The sequence below is a fragment of the Streptomyces sp. NK08204 genome (genome assembly GCF_020400585.1).
Taxonomy (GTDB): domain Bacteria; phylum Actinomycetota; class Actinomycetes; order Streptomycetales; family Streptomycetaceae; genus Streptomyces.
In genome coordinates this window covers 230,061-251,287 of the sequence record NZ_JAINVF010000007.1, presented here as the reverse complement: position 1 = coordinate 251,287, position 21,227 = coordinate 230,061, and the positions used below count along the sequence as shown (strand labels likewise).

The following is a 21,227-nucleotide window of genomic DNA, read 5'->3' as shown; positions in this document are numbered from 1 at the left end:
TCTGCCTGTTCCTTAACGCTTTGCGTATCTGCTGTTGAGCAGACTGCCACCAAGGTTCTTTCTACCGCTGGGAAACGGGGGATATGCGGCGCCTACGCATCAGTTCGGGCACGGCCGGGCCCACAGGGGGCGGAACGCGGCCGAGCGGAGCGGCGAGACCCGTGGGGGGTCTCACCACTCCGCTCGGACCAGCGGCACCCGGACCTGCGTCGAACGCGGCGGAACGGGGTGGAACGGGGTGGAACGGTATTGCACGGTGTCGTACGGGTGCCGGGGACTGACGGTGCGGTGCGGCGGTTCGAACTCCGTCGGCCCTCAGTGGACCGCGGCGCGTGCCATGGATCCGTGGCCGTGGCGCGGTTGCATCGGCACACCGCGGGCGGGTTCCGCCGCGGCCGGCCTGACGCCGGACCCCGCCGGCCGGCCGGCCGCGGCCGGCCCGCGGCGCGGCTGCGCGGCCACACCGTTCTGAACGTCCATCACGGCATGCGCGACCAGCCCGCCCATGGGGTCGTGCCGGATCAGATCCCGCAGCCGGGACCGGGACGAACGTCCCTCGTTCCCCGGATACAGGTGCTTGCCGAGCCCGACGGCGTGGGCCAGCGCGGCGAGCGCCGCGGTCCGCGGGTCCGGCGGAACGCCGGTGCGGATCGCGGTATCCAGCCGGGTTCGGATCTCCCGGCTGATGGCGGTGTCCGTCGCCTGGTACCGCGTCGTCGGAAGTACTCCGCACATCTGTCCCGGTACGGCGGCAACCATGCCGCACCGCTCCAGATGCGAGAGGTAGGTCTGGCGCAGCCCCAACCGGGGCCCGCCGATCCAATGGACGGCACGTACCGGAGCGCCGCGCCTTCGCAGCAACTCCAACGCGCAGTCCAGAGTCGGATCTCCTGTCGGCCGTGGCACCACCACGGCGATACGATCCCCGTCTGGGGCTATCCGTCCGGCCAACGCCAGCTCTACTAGCTGCGCTCCGGCCAGACCGAGGTCGAGCGACTGCGGCTGTGCAGTGGTACCCGTGGCCGGGTCCAGTGCCAGCAACAGAAGCTCCTCCGGAAGTGTTCTGCGGCTCCTGCCCATCCATGCCTCCCCGCGTGGATGAATGACAGGGTGACCCCTCTCACATTGGTCTGTCGAGGGTGCGTGACCGGTTCGTGAGGGAACCGGCAGGTATGTCGTTCTCGTCTACCACAGGGGCCAAGCCCTCACACGGGACACTGGTACATGGTTCGGACAGGGCGCACGAGTGGGCGTCCGGCGCAGGAGGAGGCATTGGTGGCGGGCGAGTCCCCCGACAGGTCGAAGCAGCGCGAGTCGTCGGCAGAACCGACGTCGGGGAGCGCGGTTCCGGTTCCCGAGGCGCGCGATCCGCGTCTGGCGATGTCCCGCGACGGGGACTCCTCCGGCGGGACGACGGACACGGCAACGCAGATTCTCTCCCTGCGCCCCCCGAAGCCCTCCGCCCCCGCCGAGGACCCCGACCTCCGAGAGGCGGTCTCGGCCTGGGTCCGCACGGCCACGCCGAACCTGCCGGAGGACGACACCGCCCCGAAGGACGAGCAGGCCGGGGGTACGCCCGAGGCGGGGTCCGAGGACGCCGCCGCGGCGGATGACGAAGGCGGCGCCGAGGCGCGGCCCGAGGACGCCGACGGGGCGGACGGTGAGGGGGCCGCCGGGGCGGCGGCCGAGGCCGACAGTGAGCCCGAGGCGAAGGCCACGGGCAGCCCTGACGCCTCCGCCGAGGACACCGCCGCCGGGGAGGCCGAGGGAGCCGCTGACGCGGAGACCGACGGGGACACCGACGTGGCCACGGACGGCGCTGACCCGCGGGCCGAGAAGACCACCGAGGCGAAGGCCACGGGAGGCACCGGGGCGGCCGAAGGCAGCGCTGAGGCGCGAGCAGAGAAGACCGCTGACGCGGAGACCGACAGGGACACCGACGTGGCCACGGACGGCGCTGACCCGCGGGCCGAGAAGACCACCGAGGCGAAGGCCGAGGGGACTGCTGACGCGCGGACCGAGGGGGCCGCCGGCACGGAGGCCGTGGGCGAGGACGACGCTGAGGCTCGCACCGAGGGGGACACCGAGGCGGAGGCCAAGGCTGCGGAGGCGGAGGCGACGAACGCCGACGCTGACGCAAACGGGAAGGCGACGCCCACCGCGGACACTGCTGCCGACGCGAAGGCCGACACAGACCAGGGCACGAGCGGCGGCGCGAAGGGGAACGCCGACGCCGGCGATGCCACCGCGGCGGACGCAGATGCGGAGGCCGTGGCGGGCGAGGGTGTGGCCGCGGACCGCGACGGCGACGGCGTAGCCGAGGCGGGGTTGTCCGGCGACGAGCCGGAAGCCGCCGGCGAAGGCGCGCCGCAGGGGCCGCCCGCAGCCGACCGTGGAACCCGCACGGGCGGTGCCGGTGGGGACGAGGACGGCGAGGACGCCGAGGACGGCGAGGACGAAGCCGAGGCGAAGCCGGCCCACGACACGGACACGCCCCCCGCAGACGGGAACGAGGACGCCGAAGGCGAGGCCAAGGCGAAGGGTGTCGATCAGCCCACCGCCGTCTTCAAGGCCGTCCGGCCCCGGAAGCCCGACGTCGATCAGCCGACCACCATGCTGAAGCTCGGCGGTGCCCCCAAGGCGCCGCAGGCTCCCGCCGCCGATTCCGAGCGCACCAGCAAGTTCGTCGCGCTGAAGCCCGACGTCACCACCAGCCTTCCCCAGGTCGGCCCGGAGCGCACCACCCAGCAGCCGCTCCCGCCGAAGCCTCCGCTGGACCTGCTGGCCGAGCTGACGAACACGCCTCCGCCGCCGGAGACCCCGCTCAGGACCATCGTCCGACGGGTCAAGATCTGGACCCCGCTGGTCCTGCTCCTGGCAGTCGTCTTTGCGGTCGTGCAGACTCTGCGCCCGCTCCCCCAGCCCACCCTCGACCTCACCGCGAAGGACACGTACACCTTCGACGGCGGCAAGCTGGACATCCCCTGGCCCAGCCACGGCCAGGCCGCGCTCGACGTCCAGGGCGTCGGCACGTTCGGCAACTCCGGCGACCAGAAGCCCGTACCGATCGCCAGCGTCGCCAAGGTGATGACCGCGTACCTGATCCTGCACGACCACCCCCTCAAGAGCGGCGCCGACGGCCCGAAGATCAAGATCGACCAGGCCGCCGAGGACCAGTCGAACGCCGGCCACGAGTCCACGGTCCATGTCACCAAGGGCGACTCCATCTCGCAGCGCGAGGCTCTGGAAGGCATCCTGATCGCCTCCGCGAACAACGTGGCCCGCCTCCTCGCCCGCTGGGACGCCGGCTCGGAGCAGGCGTTCGTGGCCAAGATGAACGCCACCGCGAAGAAGCTCGGCATGACGAGCACGACGTACACCGACCCCTCGGGCCTGACGGACTCCACCGTCAGCACGGCCGTGGACCAGGTGAAGCTCGCCAAGACCGCGATGACGCTGCCCGCCTTCCGCGAGGTCGCGGCGATGATGTCCTACACCGACTACAAGGGCGGCTACCACTCGAACTGGAACCAGCTGGTCGGCCACAACAACGTCGTCGGCATCAAGACCGGCACCACCACCTCCGCCCTCGGCAACCTCGTCTTCGCGGCGAAGCAGCAGGCCGGCGGCGAGACCCGCACCATCGTCGGCGCCGTGCTGCGCCAGCCCGCGGGCGGTCCGGAGCCCACGATCCTCGACGCCGCCCTGGACAGCAGCGACAAGCTCATCCGGGCCGCGCAGGGTGCGCTCAAGTCGGCGACGATCCTGAAGAAGGGCGATGTCGTCGGGTACGTGGACGACGGTCTCGGCGGCCGTACCCCGGTCGTCGTCACCAAGGACGTCACCGCGGCCGGCTGGGCGGGCCTGAAGGTGAAGCTGTCTTTCACCGCCGACGACGTGCCCCACACGGCGAAGGCCGGCACCAAGGTCGGATCGCTCACCGTGGGTGACGGTTCGGCCGGGGCGGTGAAGGTGCCGGTGGCTCTGGAGAAGGACCTGACCGAGCCCGGTTTCGCGGACAAGCTGACCCGTCTTCGCTGACCCGTCTCCGCTGACCCGTCTTCGCCGACCCGGACCCCCGTCCACGTCCCTCGTACCCCGCCGACGCGGCCCGGCGGCGGGGTGCGTGCTAGCGTCACGAATCGGGGCAGGTCGCGGGGACGCGGCCGAGAAAAGAAGACGGGACAGGGACACGGGGAGTGCCTACAGGTGGCCACAGCGGAGCCGACACGCGCCGACGACGCCGATCCGGGCCCGGGATCCACCTCCGGGTCCGGCCCACGAATACGCCTGTCCGCGACCGGCGGGACCGGGGGGACGGGCGCGACTGACACGAGCAGTCGTCACAACAGCCGTCACGACCGTCGTGACGACGTCGGTGACGACGGCCCGTACGGCCGCCGCAACCCCGGACCGGCGCGCCTTCTCTCCGCCGCCGAACCCCTCCGGCAGCGGCTGCTCGCCCACCCCGTGCTGTCCATGACGGCCCTCTCGGGCGTGCTGCACATCATCTGGTTCTTCACGTTCGCGAACAGTGGTGGCGACCTCGCGGCGCAGGACGCCTGGGCCGAGTTCGTCGGCCGTCACCCCGACTCGGCGTACAACCTCGCCTGGTACGGCGGCATGCACCCGGTGTCGTACAGCGTGGTGTCGCCGTATCTGATGTCGGTTCTCGGCGTGCGTACGACGATGATGATCGCCGGGACGGTGTCGGCGGGCCTGCTGACGCTCGTCCTGATCCGCAGCCGTGCGGTGAAGAACCCGCTGTGGGCCTCGCTCGCCGGGGTCTTCGCGTTCGTCTGCAACGCGATCTCCGGGCGGGTGACCTTCGGGCTCGGCACCATGTTCGCGCTCGGCGCGGTCGCGACGGTCTTCTGCTGGCCGTACCGGTGGCGGTCCAAACGCTGGGCGAAGGCCCTGATCACCGCACCGCTGGCCGCGCTCGCCACCATGGGCTCGCCGGTCGCGGGGCTCTTCGTGGGCCTGATCGCGGTCGCGCTGTTCCTCCAGAAGCGGCGGCCGGGCGCCTGGGCGCTGGGCCTGGCGCCCTCGGTGGTGGTCGCCGTCTCGGCGTGGCTGTTCCCGTTCTCCGGCACGCAGCCGATGACGATCTTCTCGGTGATCCTGCCCCTGTCCTACGGCCTGCTCATCCTGTTCCTCGTCCCCAAGGAGTGGATCACCGTCCGGCTGACGGCGGCCGTGTACAGCGTCGGTGTCGTCCTCGTGTGGCTGATCAGCTCGCAGATCGGCTCGAACATATCGCGGCTGCCGATGCTTTTCGCGGGTGTGACGCTGATCGCGGCGCTGCCGTTCACGGTGCGCAAGTCGCGCAAGTGGTACCTGACCGTGCTGGCCTTCCTGGGCTTCGTCGCCTGGATCGGCGTCAAGTCGGTGGACGACATCATCCACACGACCCCGGCGGCGTCCTGGGCCCGGGAACTGGCCCCGCTGGTGAACGAGCTGCAGAAGGTCGGCGCCGAGAAGGGCCGTGTCGAGGTGGTCCCGGCCCGCTCGCACCGCGAGGCCTCCGCGCTCGCGCCGTACGTCAACCTGGCGCGCGGCTGGAACCGCCAGGCCGACATGGAGCGCAACCCGCTCTTCTACGACGACACGCTGAACTCGGCGAACTACCACGAGTGGCTCCAGCGGTGGGCCGTGCACTTCGTGGTGCTGCCCAAGGACAACCCGGACGGGGACGGCGGCCAGCGCGAGCGCGAGCTGCTGCAGCGCGGGATGCCGTACCTGAGCCAGATCTGGGGCGACGCGAACTGGCAGCTGTTCCAGGTGACCGACCCGACGCCGCTCGCCGAGCCCCACGCGGTGGTGGACCGGGCCGAGCAGGGCGAGCTGACGATCGAGGTGCGCAGGGCCGGACGGATCCTCATCCGGATCCCGTACTCGCCCTGGCTGAGCATCGTGGACGATCACGGCAAGAGCCTGAAGCCCCCGCACAAGCTGTCGGACGGGCGGTCGTACGAGAACGCCAACGGATGTCTGATGGAGACGCCGGAGGATCCCAACGGCGACAAGTGGACGATGCTGCTGGCGCCGAAGGCGGGGACGTACCGGCTGGCCGCGCCGTACCAGTTGCCGCGCGGTACTCCTTGCCCCGACGCGCTGAAGTGACGGACTAACCCCGCGGGTACCTCGCCAGCCACCCCGAAGAGGCTCCCGCCGGTCCGTGCAGCGCGGGCCCCTGGGTCATCTCCATCGCGAAGTCGTCGGCCAGGACCAGGAGGGTCGGGCGGCCCTCCAGTTCGGCGAGCCAGGCCGGGGGGAGGGCGGTTTCGCCGTGCAGGGCGCCGAGGAGGCCGCCGGTGAGGGCGCCCGCGGCGGCCGAGGGGCCGCTCTGGTTCACCGCCAGGCACAGGCCGTGCCGTACGTCCTCGCATACCAGTGCGCAGTAGACGGACGCGGCGAGCAGGCTGTCGGCGGTGGCGTCCCCCGCGAGTTCCTCCACGCGTGCCGGCGTCGGCAGACCCTGCCGTACCGCGCCGAGCGCGTGCTGCAGGGCGTCCGTCACGGGCTCGTGGCCGGGGCGGGCCGCGAGCAGGGCGAGAGCACGCTGCACGGCGCCGTCCAGACTGTCGCCGCGGGCCAGCGCGTGCACGATCACCGCGTACGCGCCCGCCGACAGGGCGGCGACGGGGTGCCCGTGGGTCTGGGCCGCGCACTCCACGGCCAGTTGCACGACGAGCTGGGGTTCCCAGCCGACCAGCAGCCCGAACGGCGCGGACCGGGCGACCGCCTCCGGCCCCAGTTCGCCGGGGTTCTTCGGTGTCTGCAAAGTCCCCATGGTGTCGTCACCGAAGCCGATGAGCAGGGCCCGTGTCGGGTCACGGCGGGCGTACAGCCACTCCTCGCGCGCCAGCCAGCCGTCGTCCTCGCGGCGCTCGTCGGGCCCCCAGTCCCGCTGGGTGGCCGCCCAGCGCCGGTACGCCCGGTGCAGGTCGGTCGGCGGATGCCAGGCGCCGGTGTCGCGGCGCACCTGGGCGCGTATCAGCCCGTCCACGGTGAAGAGGGTGAGCTGGGTGTGGTGGGTGACGGTGCCGCGCCGGCCGTGCCCGAAGGCCAGGTCGAGCAGGCCCTCGCCGCCGTGCACGGAGCGGATCTCCTCCAGGGCGAGCGTGTCCACGGGCCCGCCGAGCGCGTCCCCGACGGCACCGCCGAGCAGCGTGCCGCGCACTCGGCTCCGGAAGTCCTGTTGCTCGGCGCGCCCCCAGACGGGCCCGGCTGTCGCACCCACCCAGACCTCCCCACGGAACCGTCCGTACGTACGACGCACAGCACTGTAATCGACCGGAGGCGGCAGTTCACTGGGGCAAATCAGCCTCGGCGGGGCACTTCGAGAGGTCGGCCCACCATGACGACGTCGTGTCCCAGGGCGGGCACGCTCCTGCCGCCGCGGACGGAAATGCGGCGTCCAGCTCGCCTTCCGGGACTTCTCATGGACCCGGTTCCTGGCCTTCGCGGTGCATCGCCTGCGATGACAGGGCGCTGAGGACGTTTTCCCGTTGGCGCTCCGCCCAGGGGTACTCCGGCCTCAGCCGGAGGGCGTGGTCGAGGTCGGCCAGTGCCTGCGTGTGACGGCCGAGGTTGGACAACGACGCCCCCCGGCTCGCGTACGCCGACGCGTATTCGGGATCGAGGGCGAGCGCGCGGTCGTAGTCGGCGAGGGCTTCCTCGTCGCGCCCGGCCACGCGGAGGGCGTCGCCGCGTTCGCAGCGGCCCCAGGACCAGTCCGGCTGCAGGGCGAGGGCGCGGTCCAGGTCGGCGAGCTGACGGCCGGGCTCGGACCGGGCGCGCCATACGCGGGCCCGGCGGGCGAGCGCCCACGCGTAGTCCGGGTTGAGTTCCAGGGCGTGGTCCAGATCCTCGAGAGCCCGGTCGAGTTCACCCCGGGCGAGGCGGGTCGCGCCCCGGGAGGCCCAGGCGAAGTCGCTGGTCGGGTCGAGCCGGATCGCCTCGTCCAGGTGCTGGATCGCCTCGTCGTGATGGCGGAGCATGCGGTGGTACTCGCCGCGCACCGCATGACTCCACGGGTAGTCCGGCGCAAGCGCCACGGCCTGTTCGATGTCCGCGAGTGCCGCCCCGTAGTCACCCAGTTCGCCGTGGGCCAGCGCCCGGCCGCGGTAGGCCCGCGCCAGCCCGCGATCCAGCTCGATGGCCTTCCCGTACGCGGCCAGCGCCTCGTCGTACGCCCCGGTGCGCCGCAGGCTGTTGCCGCGCAGCGCGTGAGCGAGTGCCCGTTCCGGCTCGTCGAGCGCCGCCCGGTGCAGCAGCCGGCCGAGTGCGGCGGCCACTCCTCCGTCATCGAGGGCCTGCGTCAGATCGCTCCCCCAGCGGGCCACGGTCCCCAGGTCGGCGTCCTGGCCCGCGTCCACAAGGGCCCGCGCCCACCGTTGTGCCGTGGCGTCACCGGAGGCGCAGGCGTGGACGAACTCCCGCAGCAGCACCGGCAGCGCTTGCCGGTCCCCCGTGCACAGCCGGTGATAGGACTCGGCCAGCCGCAGTTCCCGCCACTCCTCGTCCGTCCACAGCTCCTCGGTGTCCCGGGCCCCTTCGATCTCATGACGCCACTGCCCGAACACCTCCGTCAGCCGGCGCTGCAGCTCGCCCCACCTCCGGGGCGACCGTGCCCGCTGCAGCCGGAGCATCGGTGCTCGGACGACGTCGTGGTACCGCACCGCCTCACCGCGCCCGTCGACAAAGGGCAGTTCCCGCACCCAGCCGTACAGGGCGTCGAGTTCCTCCTCGCCGCACTCCGCCACGGCCCGGAACACGTCCGCGTCGAGCCGCCGGGGCAGCGCACAGGCCAGAGCCAGCCCCCGCCGCACGGGATCCCGCTCCCACTTCAGGAACCGCTCCACGGCATCCGCGCTCGGATCCCCCACGTCGCCCGGATCGGTGGGCCTCGCCTCCGCGAGGGTGGAGACGAGAACCGGCAGTCCGGCCGTCAGCCGCAGCACCTCCGCGACGACCGACTCGTCCCGCACGCCGCGGTCCGCGAGCAGGCCCCGGGCCTCCGCCTCCGTGAACGGGCCGAGCGGCAGGTCCGTCATGAAGTCGGCGAAGCCGCCCCAGCGGGCCGTGTCGAAGAGTCGCCGGCCTGCCGTGACCACGACCACGTTGGCGGGCAGCGCCCCGTGCCGGTCGGTCGTCATCAGCTCGTGCAGCCAGCCGTCGACGAACGGTCCGGTCCTTTCGTAGGTGTCGAAGAACAGGACGATCCAGGGTGCGGCGGCGGCCACGGCAGCCAACTCGTCGAGCAGTCTGGGAGTCAGCTCCCGCTCGGGGGACAGCACCAGTTGCACGTCGTCCTGGTTGCCGAACCGGGCGCTGAGGCCACGCCGCAACCGGTCGGCGTACTGGGCCAGTTGGGCGGGGTCGACCGCGCCCACGAAAGGACCGGCCCCCGGCAGCATGCTCAGGCCGGCCAGTCCCGCCCGTACCGCCGTCGCCGTCACCGCCGACGGGCCGTCCGGGTCCGGCTCCAGCCCGGCCATCACCACTTCGGCCTCGTGCCGCCGTTCCCGGTACATGCCCAACGCCTTGTCGAGCCTCTTGAACTCCCTGCCCTGCCGCAGGAATTCACGGCTGATGGCCGCCATGGCCTCCGGGATGCTGCCCACGCCCTCGTCGACGTACGCCGTCAGCGCGCCCCGCTCCCGCGCGATCTGCTCCAACTCCCGTACCAGGAATGTCTTTCCGACACCCGCGTTGCCGTGGACGTGGAAGAGGAAGCGGTGGCGTTCGTCCTCGGGCGGCAGGTCCAGGTTCTCCCGGAACGCCGCCCGTTCGTCGCTCCGGCCGACGAACCCTGCCCGTCTCCGTCGCCCGATCAGCTCCTGCATCGACGGCCGCGCCTGCACCATGCGTATGCCCTTCCCCCTCGGCCGTTCCATTCTGGCTCAATGCGCAGGAGACGAGGTGGCGTTCCCCGGGGAGAATCCCGCCATGACCACCACCCCCCCACGGACTCCCGTCACCCCCGCACGGCGCACCGGCCTCGATCTCGCCTCCGGCGTTCTCACGGGCACGGTCGCCCTCTACATCGCCCTCGTCGCCTTCGGGAACATCACCGACTTCGGGACCAACCAGCAGTTCGTGGAGCATGTGCTCGCCATGGACACGACCTTCAGGGACGACGACCTGATGTGGCGCGCGATCACCAGCAAGGGGCTTCAGGACACCGCTTACGTGGCGATCATCGTGTGGGAGTCGGTGGCCGCCCTCGTCCTGATCTGGGGGACGTCCCTCTGGGTGCGGCGGGACGTCGATCTCGCCCGGCGGTACTCCACCTACGGGCTGCTGATGCTGCTCCTGCTCTTCGGTGCCGGGTTCATCGCCATCGGCGGTGAGTGGTTCGCGATGTGGCAGTCGAAGAGCTGGAACGGGCTGGAGGCGGCGACCCGGGTGGTCGTGCTCAGCGGAGTGGCGCTGGTCGTCAACCAGCTGCCGGGCGGGCGCCAGGCGGGGTCTATGTGACGACCGTCACCTTCGTGCCCTGATCGCCGAAGGCCCACAGGGCGGCGCCGTCCTCCTTGTGCATACGGATGCCGCCCAGCTTCTTGCCGTTCGCGGGCGGCGGTGAAGCGCCGTCGAGGGCATTGGAGAAGGCCACGTTCACACCGGACGCCAGGGTGAAGTACATGACGTGCTCGATCTCGACACCGTCCGAGCCCTTGAGGGACTGGACCCGCCTGATGACCGAGTAGCTGCCGGGCCGGGGGTTCACCGTGCCCGGCCACACCGTGAACGTCCGGCTCGCCTTGCCGGTCGCGTCCACCAGCCAGACCCGCTTCTCACCGAGCGAGTACACGATCCGGCGGCCCGTGCCGGAGTCCGCCGGCAGCGCGGGCGGCGACGGCTGCTGCGGGGTGGCGGACGCGTGGCCGCCCGCCGATGCCGACGGGCGGGGCTTCACAGACGTCGAGGCCGTGGGATGCGGCCCGTGGTTCGCCTGCACGGCCAGGGCGATGACGGCGGCGGTCGCTCCCGCCGTCAGTCCGGAGACCCAGGCCCACGAGGGCAGTCGGGCAGCCACGGGTACGCATCTCCTCCGCTACGGGTCCCCCTCCTCAGCACAGGGGTCGGATCATCGTACTCAGTCCGCGTTCGGGCCAGGACCTCAGTCCAGCACCGGCAGCAGCTCCGGCAGGTGCCCGTCGGAGGCCTCCGCCGCCCGCTGCCGCTCCTGCGGCACCTCTCCGTACAGGGTCGTCCGCGGCTTCGCCGGGCGGCCGGCCGCCTCCGCGACCGCCACCAGGTCCCGCACCGACTTGTACGAGCCGTAGGACGAGCCCGCCATGCGGGAGATCGTCTCCTCCATCAGCGTGCCGCCCAGGTCGTTCGCCCCCGAGCGGAGCATCTCCGCCGCACCCTCTGTGCCCAGCTTGACCCAGCTTGTCTGGATGTTGGGGATCCAGGGGTGGAGGAGGAGGCGGGCCATCGCCGTCACGGCGCGGTTGTCCCTCGTCGTCGGTCCCGGCCGGGCGATGCCCGCCAGGTACACCGGCGCGTTCGTATGGATGAAGGGGAGTGTCACGAACTCCGTGAAGCCGCCCGTCTCCCGCTGGATGCGAGCCAGCGTGCGCAGGTGGCCCAGCCAGTGGCGGGGCTGGTCGACGTGCCCGTACATCATCGTGGAGGACGAGCGGATGCCCAGCTCGTGGGCGGTCGTGACCACCTCGATCCAGGTCGCCGTGGGCAGCTTGCCCTTGGTCAGCACCCAGCGGACCTCGTCGTCCAGGATCTCCGCCGCCGTACCGGGAATGGTGTCCAGGCCCGCTTCCTTCGCCGCCGCCAGCCACTCGCGGACGGACATGCCCGTCCTGGTCGCGCCGTTGACCACCTCCATCGGGGAGAACGCGTGCACGTGCATCCCGGGCACCCGCTCCTTCACCGCCTTCGCGATGTCGAAGTACGCCGTCCCCGGCAGGTCGGGATGGATGCCGCCCTGCATGCACACCTCGACCGCGCCCACGTCCCAGGCCTGCTGGGCGCGGTCCGCGACCTGCTCCAGCGACAGCGTGTACGCGTCGGCGTCCGTCCTGCGCTGCGCGAAGGCGCAGAAGCGGCAGCCGGTGTAGCAGACGTTGGTGAAGTTGATGTTGCGGGTGACGATGTACGTCACGTCGTCGCCCACGGCCGACCTGCGCACGTCGTCCGCGACCCGGCACAGGGCGTCCAGCGCCGGGCCGTCCGCGTGCAGCAGGGCCAGCGCCTCGGCGTCCGTCAGGCGGGTCGGGTCGTCGGCCGCCGTGCGCAGGGCCTGGCGGACGTCCGTGTCGATGCGCTCCGGTGCCATGCCGGGGGCCGCCGCCTCGCGCAGCGCCTCCCAGTCGCCGTACACCTCGTCGAAGTCGTCGCGGCGGTCGGCGGTGCGGCCCTCGGTGTCGATCGTGCGGTGCAGGTCGGTACGGCCGGTCGGTACGAACGCCTCCTCCGGCTCCTGCCACGGGCGGCCCTCGACCACCGCGTCCGGCAGGGCCAGGCCGGTCTCCGGGTCGGCCAGCGCGCTCACGTGCGGGCGCAGCCGCGGGTCCAGCCACGGCTCGCCGCGGCGGACGAACTCCGGGTACACGCACAGGCGTTCACGCAGCTCGAAGCCGGCCGCCGCGGACCGCTCGGCCAGCTCCTCGATCTGCGGCCAGGGGCGCTCGGGGTTGACGTGGTCGATGGTCAGCGGGGAGACCCCGCCCCAGTCGTCGATGCCGGCGCCGATCAGCCGCTCGTACTCGCTGTCGACCAGGTTCGGCGGGGCCTGGAGGCAGGCGGAGGGGCCCATGATGTGGCGGGCGACGGCCACCGTGGCGACCAGGTCGTCCAGTTCGGCATCCGGCATGCCGCGCATCGCCGTGTCCGGCTTGGCGCGGAAGTTCTGGATGATCAGCTCCTGGATGCCGTGGTAGGCCCGGGAGACCTTGCGGAGGGCGAAGAGGGACTCCGCACGCTCCTCGTACGTCTCGCCGATGCCGATGAGCAGGCCGGAGGTGAAGGGGACCGAGGAGCGGCCGGCGTCTTCCAGGACGCGCAGGCGTACGGCCGGTTCCTTGTCCGGGGAGCCGTGGTGCGGGCCGCCGGGCTCGGACCACAGCCGCGTCGCGGTCGTCTCCAGCATCATGCCCATGGAGGGGGCGACGGGCTTCAGACGCTGGAAGTCCGTCCAGGTCATCACGCCGGGGTTGAGGTGGGGCAGGAGCCCGGTCTCCTCCAGGATGCGGACGGAGATCGCGCGGACGTAGGCGATGGTGTCGTCGTAGCCGTGCGCGTCGAGCCATTCGCGCGCCTGCGGCCAGCGGTCCTCGGGCTTGTCGCCGAGGGTGATCAGGGCTTCCTTGCAGCCGAGGGCGGCGCCCTTGCGGGCGATGTCCAGCACCTCGTCCGGGGACATGAACATTCCGTGGCCCGCCCGGCGCAGCTTGCCGGGGACGGTGACGAACGTGCAGTAGTGGCACTTGTCCCGGCACAGCCGGGTCAGGGGGATGAAGACGCTCTTCGAGTAGGTGATGACACCCGGACGGCCCGCTTGTTCGAGGCCCGCGTCCCGTACCCGGGCGGCCGACGCGGCGAGGTCGGTGAGGGCCTCGCCACGGGCCTGGAGCAGTACCGCCGTCTCGGCGACGTCGAGGGCGACGCCGTCGCGGGCGCGTTTGAGGGCGCGACGCATGGAGTTCTCGGTGGGTCCGCCGGTTCCGGAGGTCGCGGAAGTCGTCATCCTTCGAGGATACGTTCGCGCCGATCAAGGACGAGGGGCTGACGAGGGGCTGACGAGGGGTTGGGACGAGGGCTGGAGAAGGCTCGCGTACGCGTCCAGCGCGCGCAGTACCTCCGCCTCCCCCGCGGGCGGCAGCTGGACCACGACCTCCTCGATCCCCAGGTCGGCGTAGTGGGCGAGCTTGCCGGGGGTGGGGTGGACGGCGTACGGGACGCACTGGAGGGTGGCCGGGTCGCGGCCCGCGTCCGCCCACACCGAGCGCAGCACGGGCAGCGACTCGGACAGCCCGCGTCCGCCGATCGGCAGCCAGCCGTCGGCGTACTCGGCGATGTGCGCGAACAGCCCGGGCCCGGCGGCCCCGCCGACCAGGATGCGCGGGCCGACGACCGGTCCGCGCGGCTCGCGCACCGGCTTGGGGAACGCGAGGCTCGGTCGCACACTCCCGAACTCGCCCTCGTGCCCGGTCGGTTCCTCCGACCACAGCGCCCGCATCAGGGCCATGCGGTCACGGACCAGCGCCCGCCGGGTGCGCCACTGAACGCCGTGGTCGGCGGCTTCCTCCACGTTCCAGCCGAAGCCGACGCCGAGGGTGAAGCGCCCGCCGGAGAGATGGTCCAGGGTCGCCGCCTGCTTGGCGAGGTCGATCGGGTCGTGCTGGGCCACCAAGGTGATTCCGGTGCCGAGCCCCAGCCGCTCGGTCACGGCCGCCGCCTGCCCGAGCGCGACGAAGGGGTCGAGCGTACGGCCGTACTCGCGCGGCAGCTCGCCGCCGGCCGGATACGGGGTGGTCCGTTCGACGGGGATGTGGGTGTGCTCCGGCAGGTACAGCCCCGCGAAGCCGCGCGTTTCCAGCTCCCGTGCGAGCCGGGTGGGGGTGACGGTCTCATCGGTGAGGAAGATCGTGACGGCGATGCGCATGGGTCATCTGTACCGGCTGCCGTCCCGTCTGTCGATACCGACCGGTCGGGATTTCGCCGTGGCCCCGCGCCTGCCCCGTATCTACCCTGGACGTGTGACGACCCTGCGCGGCACTCTCGCTCCGGGCGCGCCGGACTGTGTCTACGTGCCCGTGGCAGTACCGCCCGGCACCCGGGAGTTGCACGTCGCCTACGCCTACGACCGGCCCTCGGTGCCGCGCGGCACCCCCGGCAACGCGCTCGACATCGGTCTCTTCGACGAACGCGGTCTCGAGTCGGGTTTTCGGGGATGGTCGGGCGGGGCCCGGACGGAGTTCTTCGTCCGGGCCGACGACGCCACCCCCGGTTATCTGCCGGGCCCGCTCAGCCCGGGGACCTGGCACATCGCGCTCGGTCCCTACACCGTCGCCCCGCAGGGCCTGGCGTACGAGCTGACGGTGACGCTCACCGAAGGGGAGCCCGGCAGGACCCCGCGGCCGGTGTATCCGCCCGCGCGGGCTGCGGGCCGGGGGCGGAACTGGTACCGGGGGGACTGTCACCTGCACTCCTGGCACTCCGACGGCCGGCGCACCCCGGCCGAGATCGCGACGCTGGCCCGCGCTGCCGGACTGGACTTCATCAACAGCTCCGAGCACAACACGACGTCCTCCCACGCCCATTGGGCCGACGTGGCGGGCGACGACCTGCTCGTCCTGCTCGGCGAGGAGGTCACCACGCGCAACGGCCATGTGCTGGCCCTCGGGACCGACCCCGGCACGTTCGTCGACTGGCGCTACCGGGCCCGGGACAACCGCTGGGCGCACTTCGCCCGGGAGATCCGCCGCGCCGGGGGGCTGGTCGTACCGGCGCATCCGTACGCCACGTGCCTCGGATGCGCCTGGAAGTTCGGGTTCGCGGAGGCGGACGCGGTCGAGGTGTGGAACGGGCCGTACACGCCCGACGACGAAGTGGCCCTGGCCGCCTGGGATGCGGGGCTCGCCACCTCGGCACGTGAGCGGCGGGCGTGGCTGCCGGCGATGGGCGGCAGCGACGCCCACCGCGCCCCGGACAAGGTCGGCCTGCCCCAGACGGTCGTCCTCGCCGACGATCTGACCCGGGAGGCGATCCAGGACGGCCTGCGCGCCGGCCATTCGTACGTGGCCGAATCCCCTTACGTACGGCTCGACTTCGACGCGACGGCCGAGTCCGGGCAACAGGCGGTTGCCGGCGAGTGGTTGGAGGTGCCGGACGACATGCCGGTGACGGTCCACCTGGCGGTGACGGGGGCGCCGCGCTGCACGATCCGCTTCGTCACCGACCGGGGCACGCTCTTCACGAGCGGCAACATGCCTGTTTCCGGCGTCGGTTCGGCCCAGTGGCGTACAACTGCCGTGTCCTCGGCGTACGTACGCGCCGAGGTCCGTCACGACCCGGCCGTCACAGCCCTGCCAGGCCCGCTGGCCGCCTTCACCAACCCCGTTTTCCTGGGCCCGGGTCGGCCCTGACCCCCACGCGACACGCCACCGCAGCGTGCAGAAAACATGCGGTTATTGTGAAATGCGGGCCTAGAATCGGCCAGTGTCCTTCGATTCTGACCTTCTCAAGCAGAGTTTCGCCATAGTTGAGCGCCGGGCAGAACAGGCGTCCCGCTTCTTCTACGCACATCTGTTTGCCGCACACCCAGGCATCCGGTCGATGTTCCCCGAGCGCATGGACGAACAGCGCGACCGACTGCTGCTGGCCCTCGGACACGCGGCGGCCCATGCGCACGACACCGACGCGCTGGTCGCCTATCTGCGGCAACTCGGCTTCGACCACCGCAAGTTCGGAGCACGACCCGAGCACTACCCCGCGGTGGGCATGAGCCTGATCGCCACACTGAAGACCTTCTCCGGCGACCAGTGGTCGGAGGAGATCCAGGACACCTGGCTCGCCGCCTACTCCGTCATCAGCACGGTCATGATCGACGCGGCGGCCGAGGCCGACGCGAAGGAACTGCCCGACTACTGGGACGCCGACGTCGTGCGCCACGAGCCGCGCACAGCCGACGTCGCCGTGCTGACGCTGCGCCCCCGCATGCCCTACCCCTACCGGAGCGGCCAGTACCTGAGCCTGACCACGAGCCAGGCCCCGCAGGTCTGGCGGCCCTACTCGATCGCCAACGCGCCACGGCTGGACAACACCTTGGAGCTGCATGTCCGCCGCGTACGGGACGGCGCGCTCAGCCCCGCGCTGGTCGACCTCGTACAGGTCGGCGACGTGGTGCGCCTGGGACCGCCGATGGGCACGCTCGGCGTGCCCGCCACCCCGGGCGGCGGGCTGCTCTGCGTGGCGGGCGGCACCGGCTGGGCACAGATCAAGGCGCTCATCGAGGACCTGGCCCTCCAGCTCGAACCGCCCCCGGTCCAACTGCTCGTGGGCGCACGCACAGAGCGGGACCTCTACGACTGGGACGACCTCACCGCCCTGGCCGACAAACACCACTGGCTGGACGTCGGCGTCGCCCTCGCCCCACGCGCCGGCGGCTCCCAGGACGGCCACGAACGCCTGCTGCGTGAGGTCGCCGCGTGCGCCGTCGCGGCCGGAGTGCAGCACGTGCAGGTGTTCGTCGCCGGCCCGGGCCCCATGGTCGCCGCGGTCCGGACCGCCCTGCGCCAGACCGGGGTCCCGGCCGAGGCGGTGCACAACGACCCGTTCGCCGGCTCTTACGGGGCCAAGCGGCCGTCGGGCAGCGCCGACTGGTTCCTGCGCAGGCGCGAGATCGCCTGGATCAGCCCGCACAACCAGCCCTGAGAGGGCGCCGGCCCTCCCCGGCCGGGGCAGGCACCCGAAGCGCGCTGTACGCGTGCAGGGCGTACGACCCGACGTCGCGCCCCACCCCGCTCTTCTCGAACCCACCGAACGGCACCTCCCCATGGGTTCCCTGCCGCTTGACGAACAGCCGTGCCGTGACGACTCGTCAACTACTGTCCCCGCCCCTCCTGGGCGGCCGCCGTGCGAAGACCGTGTGAGGGCCTTGTGGACCAAGGCGCGCCCATATGTGATCGGCGTCTCGCACGGCTGACGCAACCGCCCGGAACAAGGCAAACTGGCGGAGTTGTTCGAGTGCCTAGGGGGACGAACCCATGGACGGTGGGCCGCGAGTGCCGGAGCAGCGGCGCGCCGACTCCGTGACCATCGCGGAGCCGGCGGCGTTGCGCTTCAGCGTGCTCGGTCCGGTGCGGGCCTGGCGCGGCGAGGCGCCGCTCAGCACGGGCTCCCCTCAGCAGCGCGCCCTGCTGGCAGCCCTGCTGCTGCGCGAGGGCCGTACGGCGACGGCCGCGGAGCTGATCGACGCACTGTGGGGCACCGAGCCTCCCTCGCAGGCACTGGCGGCGTTGCGCACGTACGCGTCCCGGCTGCGGAAGGTCCTGGACCCCGGAGTTCTGGTCAGCGAGTCGGGCGGCTACGCGGTACGCGGCCTGCGTGAGGGCGCCCTGGACCTCGCGGCGGCGCAGGGACTGGCGGCCGAGGCGGAGAAGGCGCGGAGCAACGGCGACCTCGCCCACGCCCGCCGGACCCTGAACCGGGCACTGGCCCTGTGGGACGGTGAGCCGCTGGCCGGCGTCCCCGGCCCGTACGCGGAGGGGCAGCGGGCCAGGCTGGAGGAGTGGCGCCTGGTACTGCTCGAGTCCCGCCTGGACCTGGACCTCGAGCAGGGCTGCCATGCCGAGGCGGTGTCGGAGCTGACGGCCCTGACGGCCGCGCACCCCCTGCGCGAGCGCCTGCGCGAACTGCTGATGCTGGCGCTGTACCGCAGCGGCCGGCAGGCGGAGGCCCTGGCGGTGTACGCCGACACGCGCCGCCTGCTGGCCGACGAACTGGGCGTGGATCCTCGCCCCGGCCTCCGTGAACTGCAACAGCGCATCCTGCAGGCCGACCCGGCTCTGGCCGAGCCCTCGGCACCGGTGACGGAGCCGTCCGTCGTCCCGGTCCGCCCGGCACAGCTGCCCGCGTCGGTCCCCGACTTCACGGGCCGGGCCGCTTTCGTGAGCGAGCTGAGCGACGTACTGGCCTCGGCGTCGGAGGCGGAGGGCCGGGTGATGGCCGTCTCGGCGCTGGCCGGTATCGGCGGCGTGGGCAAGACGACGCTGGCGGTGCACGTGGCCCACCGCGCCCGCCCGGCGTTCCCGGACGGCCAGCTGTACGTGGACCTCCAGGGCGCCGGCCACCGCGCCGCGGAACCGGAAACGGTCCTGGGCTCCTTCCTGCGCGCCCTGGGCACGGCGGACTCCGCGATCCCGGACTCCCTGGAGGAACGGGCGGCGCTGTACCGCTCGGTCCTGGACGGCCGCCGGGTGCTCGTACTCCTGGACAACGCGAAGGACGCGGCCCAGGTACGCCCCCTGCTGCCCGGCACGGAGGGCTGCGCGGCGCTGGTCACGTCGCGGATACGGATGGTGGACCTGGCCGGGGCCCACCTGGTGGACCTGGACGTGATGTCGCCTGACGAGGCGCTGGCGTTGTTCACGAAGATCGTCGGCGTGGAGCGGGTGGCCTCGGAGCGCGAGGCCGCGCTGGACGTCGTCGCGGCCTGCGGTTTCCTCCCCCTGGCCATCCGCATCGCGGCATCCCGCCTGGCGGCCCGCCGCACCTGGACGGTGTCGGTCCTCGCGGCGAAGCTGGCGGACGAGCGGCGCCGGCTCGACGAGCTGCAGGCCGGGGACCTGGCGGTCAAGGCGACCTTCGAACTGGGCTACGGCCAACTGGAGCCCGCCCAGGCGCGGGCGTTCAGACTGCTGGGCCTGGCCGACGGCCCGGACATGTCCCTGGCCGCCGCCGCGGCGGTCCTTGACCTCCCGCCGGAGCAGACGGAGGACCTGCTGGAGTCCCTCGTCGACACGTCACTGCTGGAGTCGGCCGCGCCTGGCCGCTACCGCTTCCACGACCTGGTCCGGCTCTACGCGCGCGCATGCGCGGAGCGGGACGAACAGCCGCCGAGCGAGCGGGAGGCTGCCATGTCGCGGTTGCTGGACTTCTATTTGGCGACGACTGCGCAGGTGTACGCGATCGAGCAGCCCCGGGACCGACTGATCGACGATCTGGAGCCCACGCACTATCCGGGGCTTCGCTTCGTCGACGGGGCGGCGGCCCTCGACTGGTTGTACACGGAGGCGGGGCCGCTGCTGGCCTGCGTGCGGCAGGCGGCGGGAACAAGGAGACTGCGGCGGGCTGTCGACCTCCTCTGGGCAGCCAAGGACTTGACCGAATCCGGGGCCAGCTCGTACCAGTACGAGATGACGGCCAGGGCCACCTGTGAGGCCACCCGAGCCGTGGGCGACAAGCGGGCGGAGGGAAGGGCACGTACGGTACTCAGCGACGTGCTCCTGGTCTCCGGCCGCATCGAGCATGCGGAGGACGAAGCCCGCGTCGCCATGGAACTGGCCGGCACCGCGCAGGACGCCACCGCGGTCAGCTGGGTGGCCAACAACCGGGGACTCATCTGCCTGCACCAGGGCCGGTTCGCCGAGGGAAAGGCCTTGTTCGACCAGGCACTCATAGGTCTGAGGGCAGCGGGGAACCGGCCCTTCGAAGCCACCGTCCTGGGCAACCTGTCACGCGCGTACCTGGGGATGGGTGATACGGCCAAAGCGGTCGAGATCGCGAAGCGCGGCCTAGCGGCACACAGCGAGATCGGGCGCTCCGTGCGCCTCGCCAACAGCCACTTCGCGCTGGGAGTGGCCCTGACCCAGGCCGGACGTCCCAGCGAGGCACTGGACCAGTTCTCCGAGGCCCTGAGCATCTTCAACAACCACCGGCAGCGACTGTGGGAGGGGGTGACCAACTTCCGGATCGCACAGGTGCACCTCGCGGCGCATCGCCCGGCGCAGGCCGCCCAACACGCCGAACTGGCAGTCACCTTGGGGTGCATCGGCGGCGACCGGATGCGAGGGAACGTCCTGACACTCCTGGGACAGGCGCTGGGTGAGCTGGGGCAGGTGGACCGGGCCAGAGCCTGCTGGCACGAAGCGCTCAACCTCTACGAACAAAGCGGTGCGCCGGAGGCCGACACCGTGCGACCGCTCCTCGCGTCCGCAGGGTGACCAAGGCGCTTCTCCACCAGGAAATGCGGACGTTCAGCGTTCGTTTATCTCCTCCCGGCATGCTCGTTCCCGTCAGACCTTCGCATCGGGGGGCAGATGGTCCGACCCGGAGCCCAACCGGTTAGTGTGCGGCTCCGAACGCCCGTCCAGAAGCCTCGGGGGAGCTTCCGGACGGGCGTTCCTCACTCGTCACCAAGCAGAGGAACACAGGCCCATGAGCGACCAGAAGAAGACGACCGTCTCGCCGGACAACAACGCGATGCCCACGCCGCCCGCGACGGACGAGACGATCGTCACCATGAACAACGCCATGCCCACGCCGCCCGCGACGGACGAGGCGATCGTCACCATGAACAACGCCATGCCCGCTCCGCCCGCCCTGGACCTGGACAGCAAGTAAGACCACCCTCCCGACGGGGGTCGGCCGCGACGGCACGGAGGGGGGCCGTCGCGGCCGAGGCGTGTCCAGGGTTCGTGGACGGCGTTCATGGCGGCCCTGCGCACCCGCTGACCCTCCTGTCCCGCCCG

Annotated in this window: 13 protein-coding genes; 7 read left to right on the top strand and 6 right to left on the bottom strand. The window is 71.9% G+C overall.

Annotation, left to right across the window (positions count from 1 at the left end; genetic code table 11):
* Window positions 1-315: 315 nt before the first annotated feature.
* Window positions 316-1,080 (bottom strand): GPP34 family phosphoprotein, encoded by a 765-nt coding sequence (locus K7G59_RS14525; protein ID WP_225834154.1) that lies wholly within the window; start codon window positions 1,078-1,080, stop codon window positions 316-318.
* A 195-nt stretch (window positions 1,081-1,275) separates the two neighbouring features.
* On the opposite strand from K7G59_RS14525, the gene K7G59_RS14520 reads away from it, so the two are divergent.
* Both K7G59_RS14520 and K7G59_RS14515 read left to right on the top strand, forming a co-directional pair.
* Entirely contained in the window at window positions 1,276-4,041 is a 2,766-nt protein-coding gene (locus K7G59_RS14520; protein WP_225834152.1) for a D-alanyl-D-alanine carboxypeptidase, read from the top strand.
* Window positions 4,042-4,209: 168 nt separating this feature from the next.
* Complete coding sequence (locus K7G59_RS14515; RefSeq protein ID WP_225834150.1) at window positions 4,210-6,126, top strand: MFS transporter; 1,917 nt, start codon at window positions 4,210-4,212, stop codon at window positions 6,124-6,126.
* A 4-nt stretch (window positions 6,127-6,130) separates the two neighbouring features.
* Here the strand turns inward: K7G59_RS14515 and K7G59_RS14510 are convergent, their stop codons facing one another.
* Entirely contained in the window at window positions 6,131-7,246 is a 1,116-nt protein-coding gene (locus K7G59_RS14510) for an ADP-ribosylglycohydrolase family protein (RefSeq protein ID WP_225834149.1), read from the bottom strand.
* 199 nt (window positions 7,247-7,445) lie between these two features.
* Complete coding sequence (locus K7G59_RS14505) at window positions 7,446-9,875, bottom strand: ATP-binding protein (protein WP_225834148.1); 2,430 nt, start codon at window positions 9,873-9,875, stop codon at window positions 7,446-7,448.
* Window positions 9,876-9,957: 82 nt separating this feature from the next.
* On the opposite strand from K7G59_RS14505, the gene K7G59_RS14500 reads away from it, so the two are divergent.
* On the top strand, window positions 9,958-10,488 hold the full coding sequence (locus K7G59_RS14500) for a DUF2165 domain-containing protein (protein WP_225834147.1): 531 nt from the start codon (window positions 9,958-9,960) through the stop codon (window positions 10,486-10,488).
* Here K7G59_RS14500 and K7G59_RS14495 read toward each other — a convergent pair.
* From K7G59_RS14495 to K7G59_RS14485, 3 genes are all read right to left on the bottom strand, one after another.
* Entirely contained in the window at window positions 10,481-11,047 is a 567-nt protein-coding gene (locus K7G59_RS14495; protein ID WP_225834146.1) for a hypothetical protein, read from the bottom strand. The genes K7G59_RS14500 and K7G59_RS14495 overlap by 8 nt on opposite strands.
* An 84-nt stretch (window positions 11,048-11,131) precedes the next feature.
* Complete coding sequence (locus K7G59_RS14490; RefSeq protein WP_225834145.1) at window positions 11,132-13,720, bottom strand: bifunctional FO biosynthesis protein CofGH; 2,589 nt, start codon at window positions 13,718-13,720, stop codon at window positions 11,132-11,134.
* A 24-nt stretch (window positions 13,721-13,744) separates the two neighbouring features.
* Entirely contained in the window at window positions 13,745-14,638 is an 894-nt protein-coding gene (locus tag K7G59_RS14485; protein WP_225834144.1) for an LLM class F420-dependent oxidoreductase, read from the bottom strand.
* Window positions 14,639-14,732: 94 nt separating this feature from the next.
* Here K7G59_RS14485 and K7G59_RS14480 point away from each other — a divergent pair, with 94 nt between their 5' ends.
* From K7G59_RS14480 to K7G59_RS14465, 4 genes are all read left to right on the top strand, one after another.
* Window positions 14,733-16,121 (top strand): CehA/McbA family metallohydrolase, encoded by a 1,389-nt coding sequence (locus K7G59_RS14480; RefSeq protein WP_225834143.1) that lies wholly within the window; start codon window positions 14,733-14,735, stop codon window positions 16,119-16,121.
* Window positions 16,122-16,194: 73 nt separating this feature from the next.
* The gene (locus tag K7G59_RS14475) at window positions 16,195-17,409 is read left to right on the top strand and encodes a globin domain-containing protein (protein ID WP_225834142.1); all 1,215 of its coding nucleotides are present in this window, start codon (window positions 16,195-16,197) and stop codon (window positions 17,407-17,409) included.
* Between the two features lie 332 nt (window positions 17,410-17,741).
* A complete protein-coding gene (locus tag K7G59_RS14470) occupies window positions 17,742-20,699 on the top strand; it encodes a BTAD domain-containing putative transcriptional regulator (RefSeq protein ID WP_225834140.1) in 2,958 nt (985 codons plus the stop codon).
* 214 nt (window positions 20,700-20,913) lie between these two features.
* Entirely contained in the window at window positions 20,914-21,099 is a 186-nt protein-coding gene (locus K7G59_RS14465) for a hypothetical protein (protein WP_225834138.1), read from the top strand.
* The last annotated feature ends 128 nt before the right edge of the window (window positions 21,100-21,227 follow it).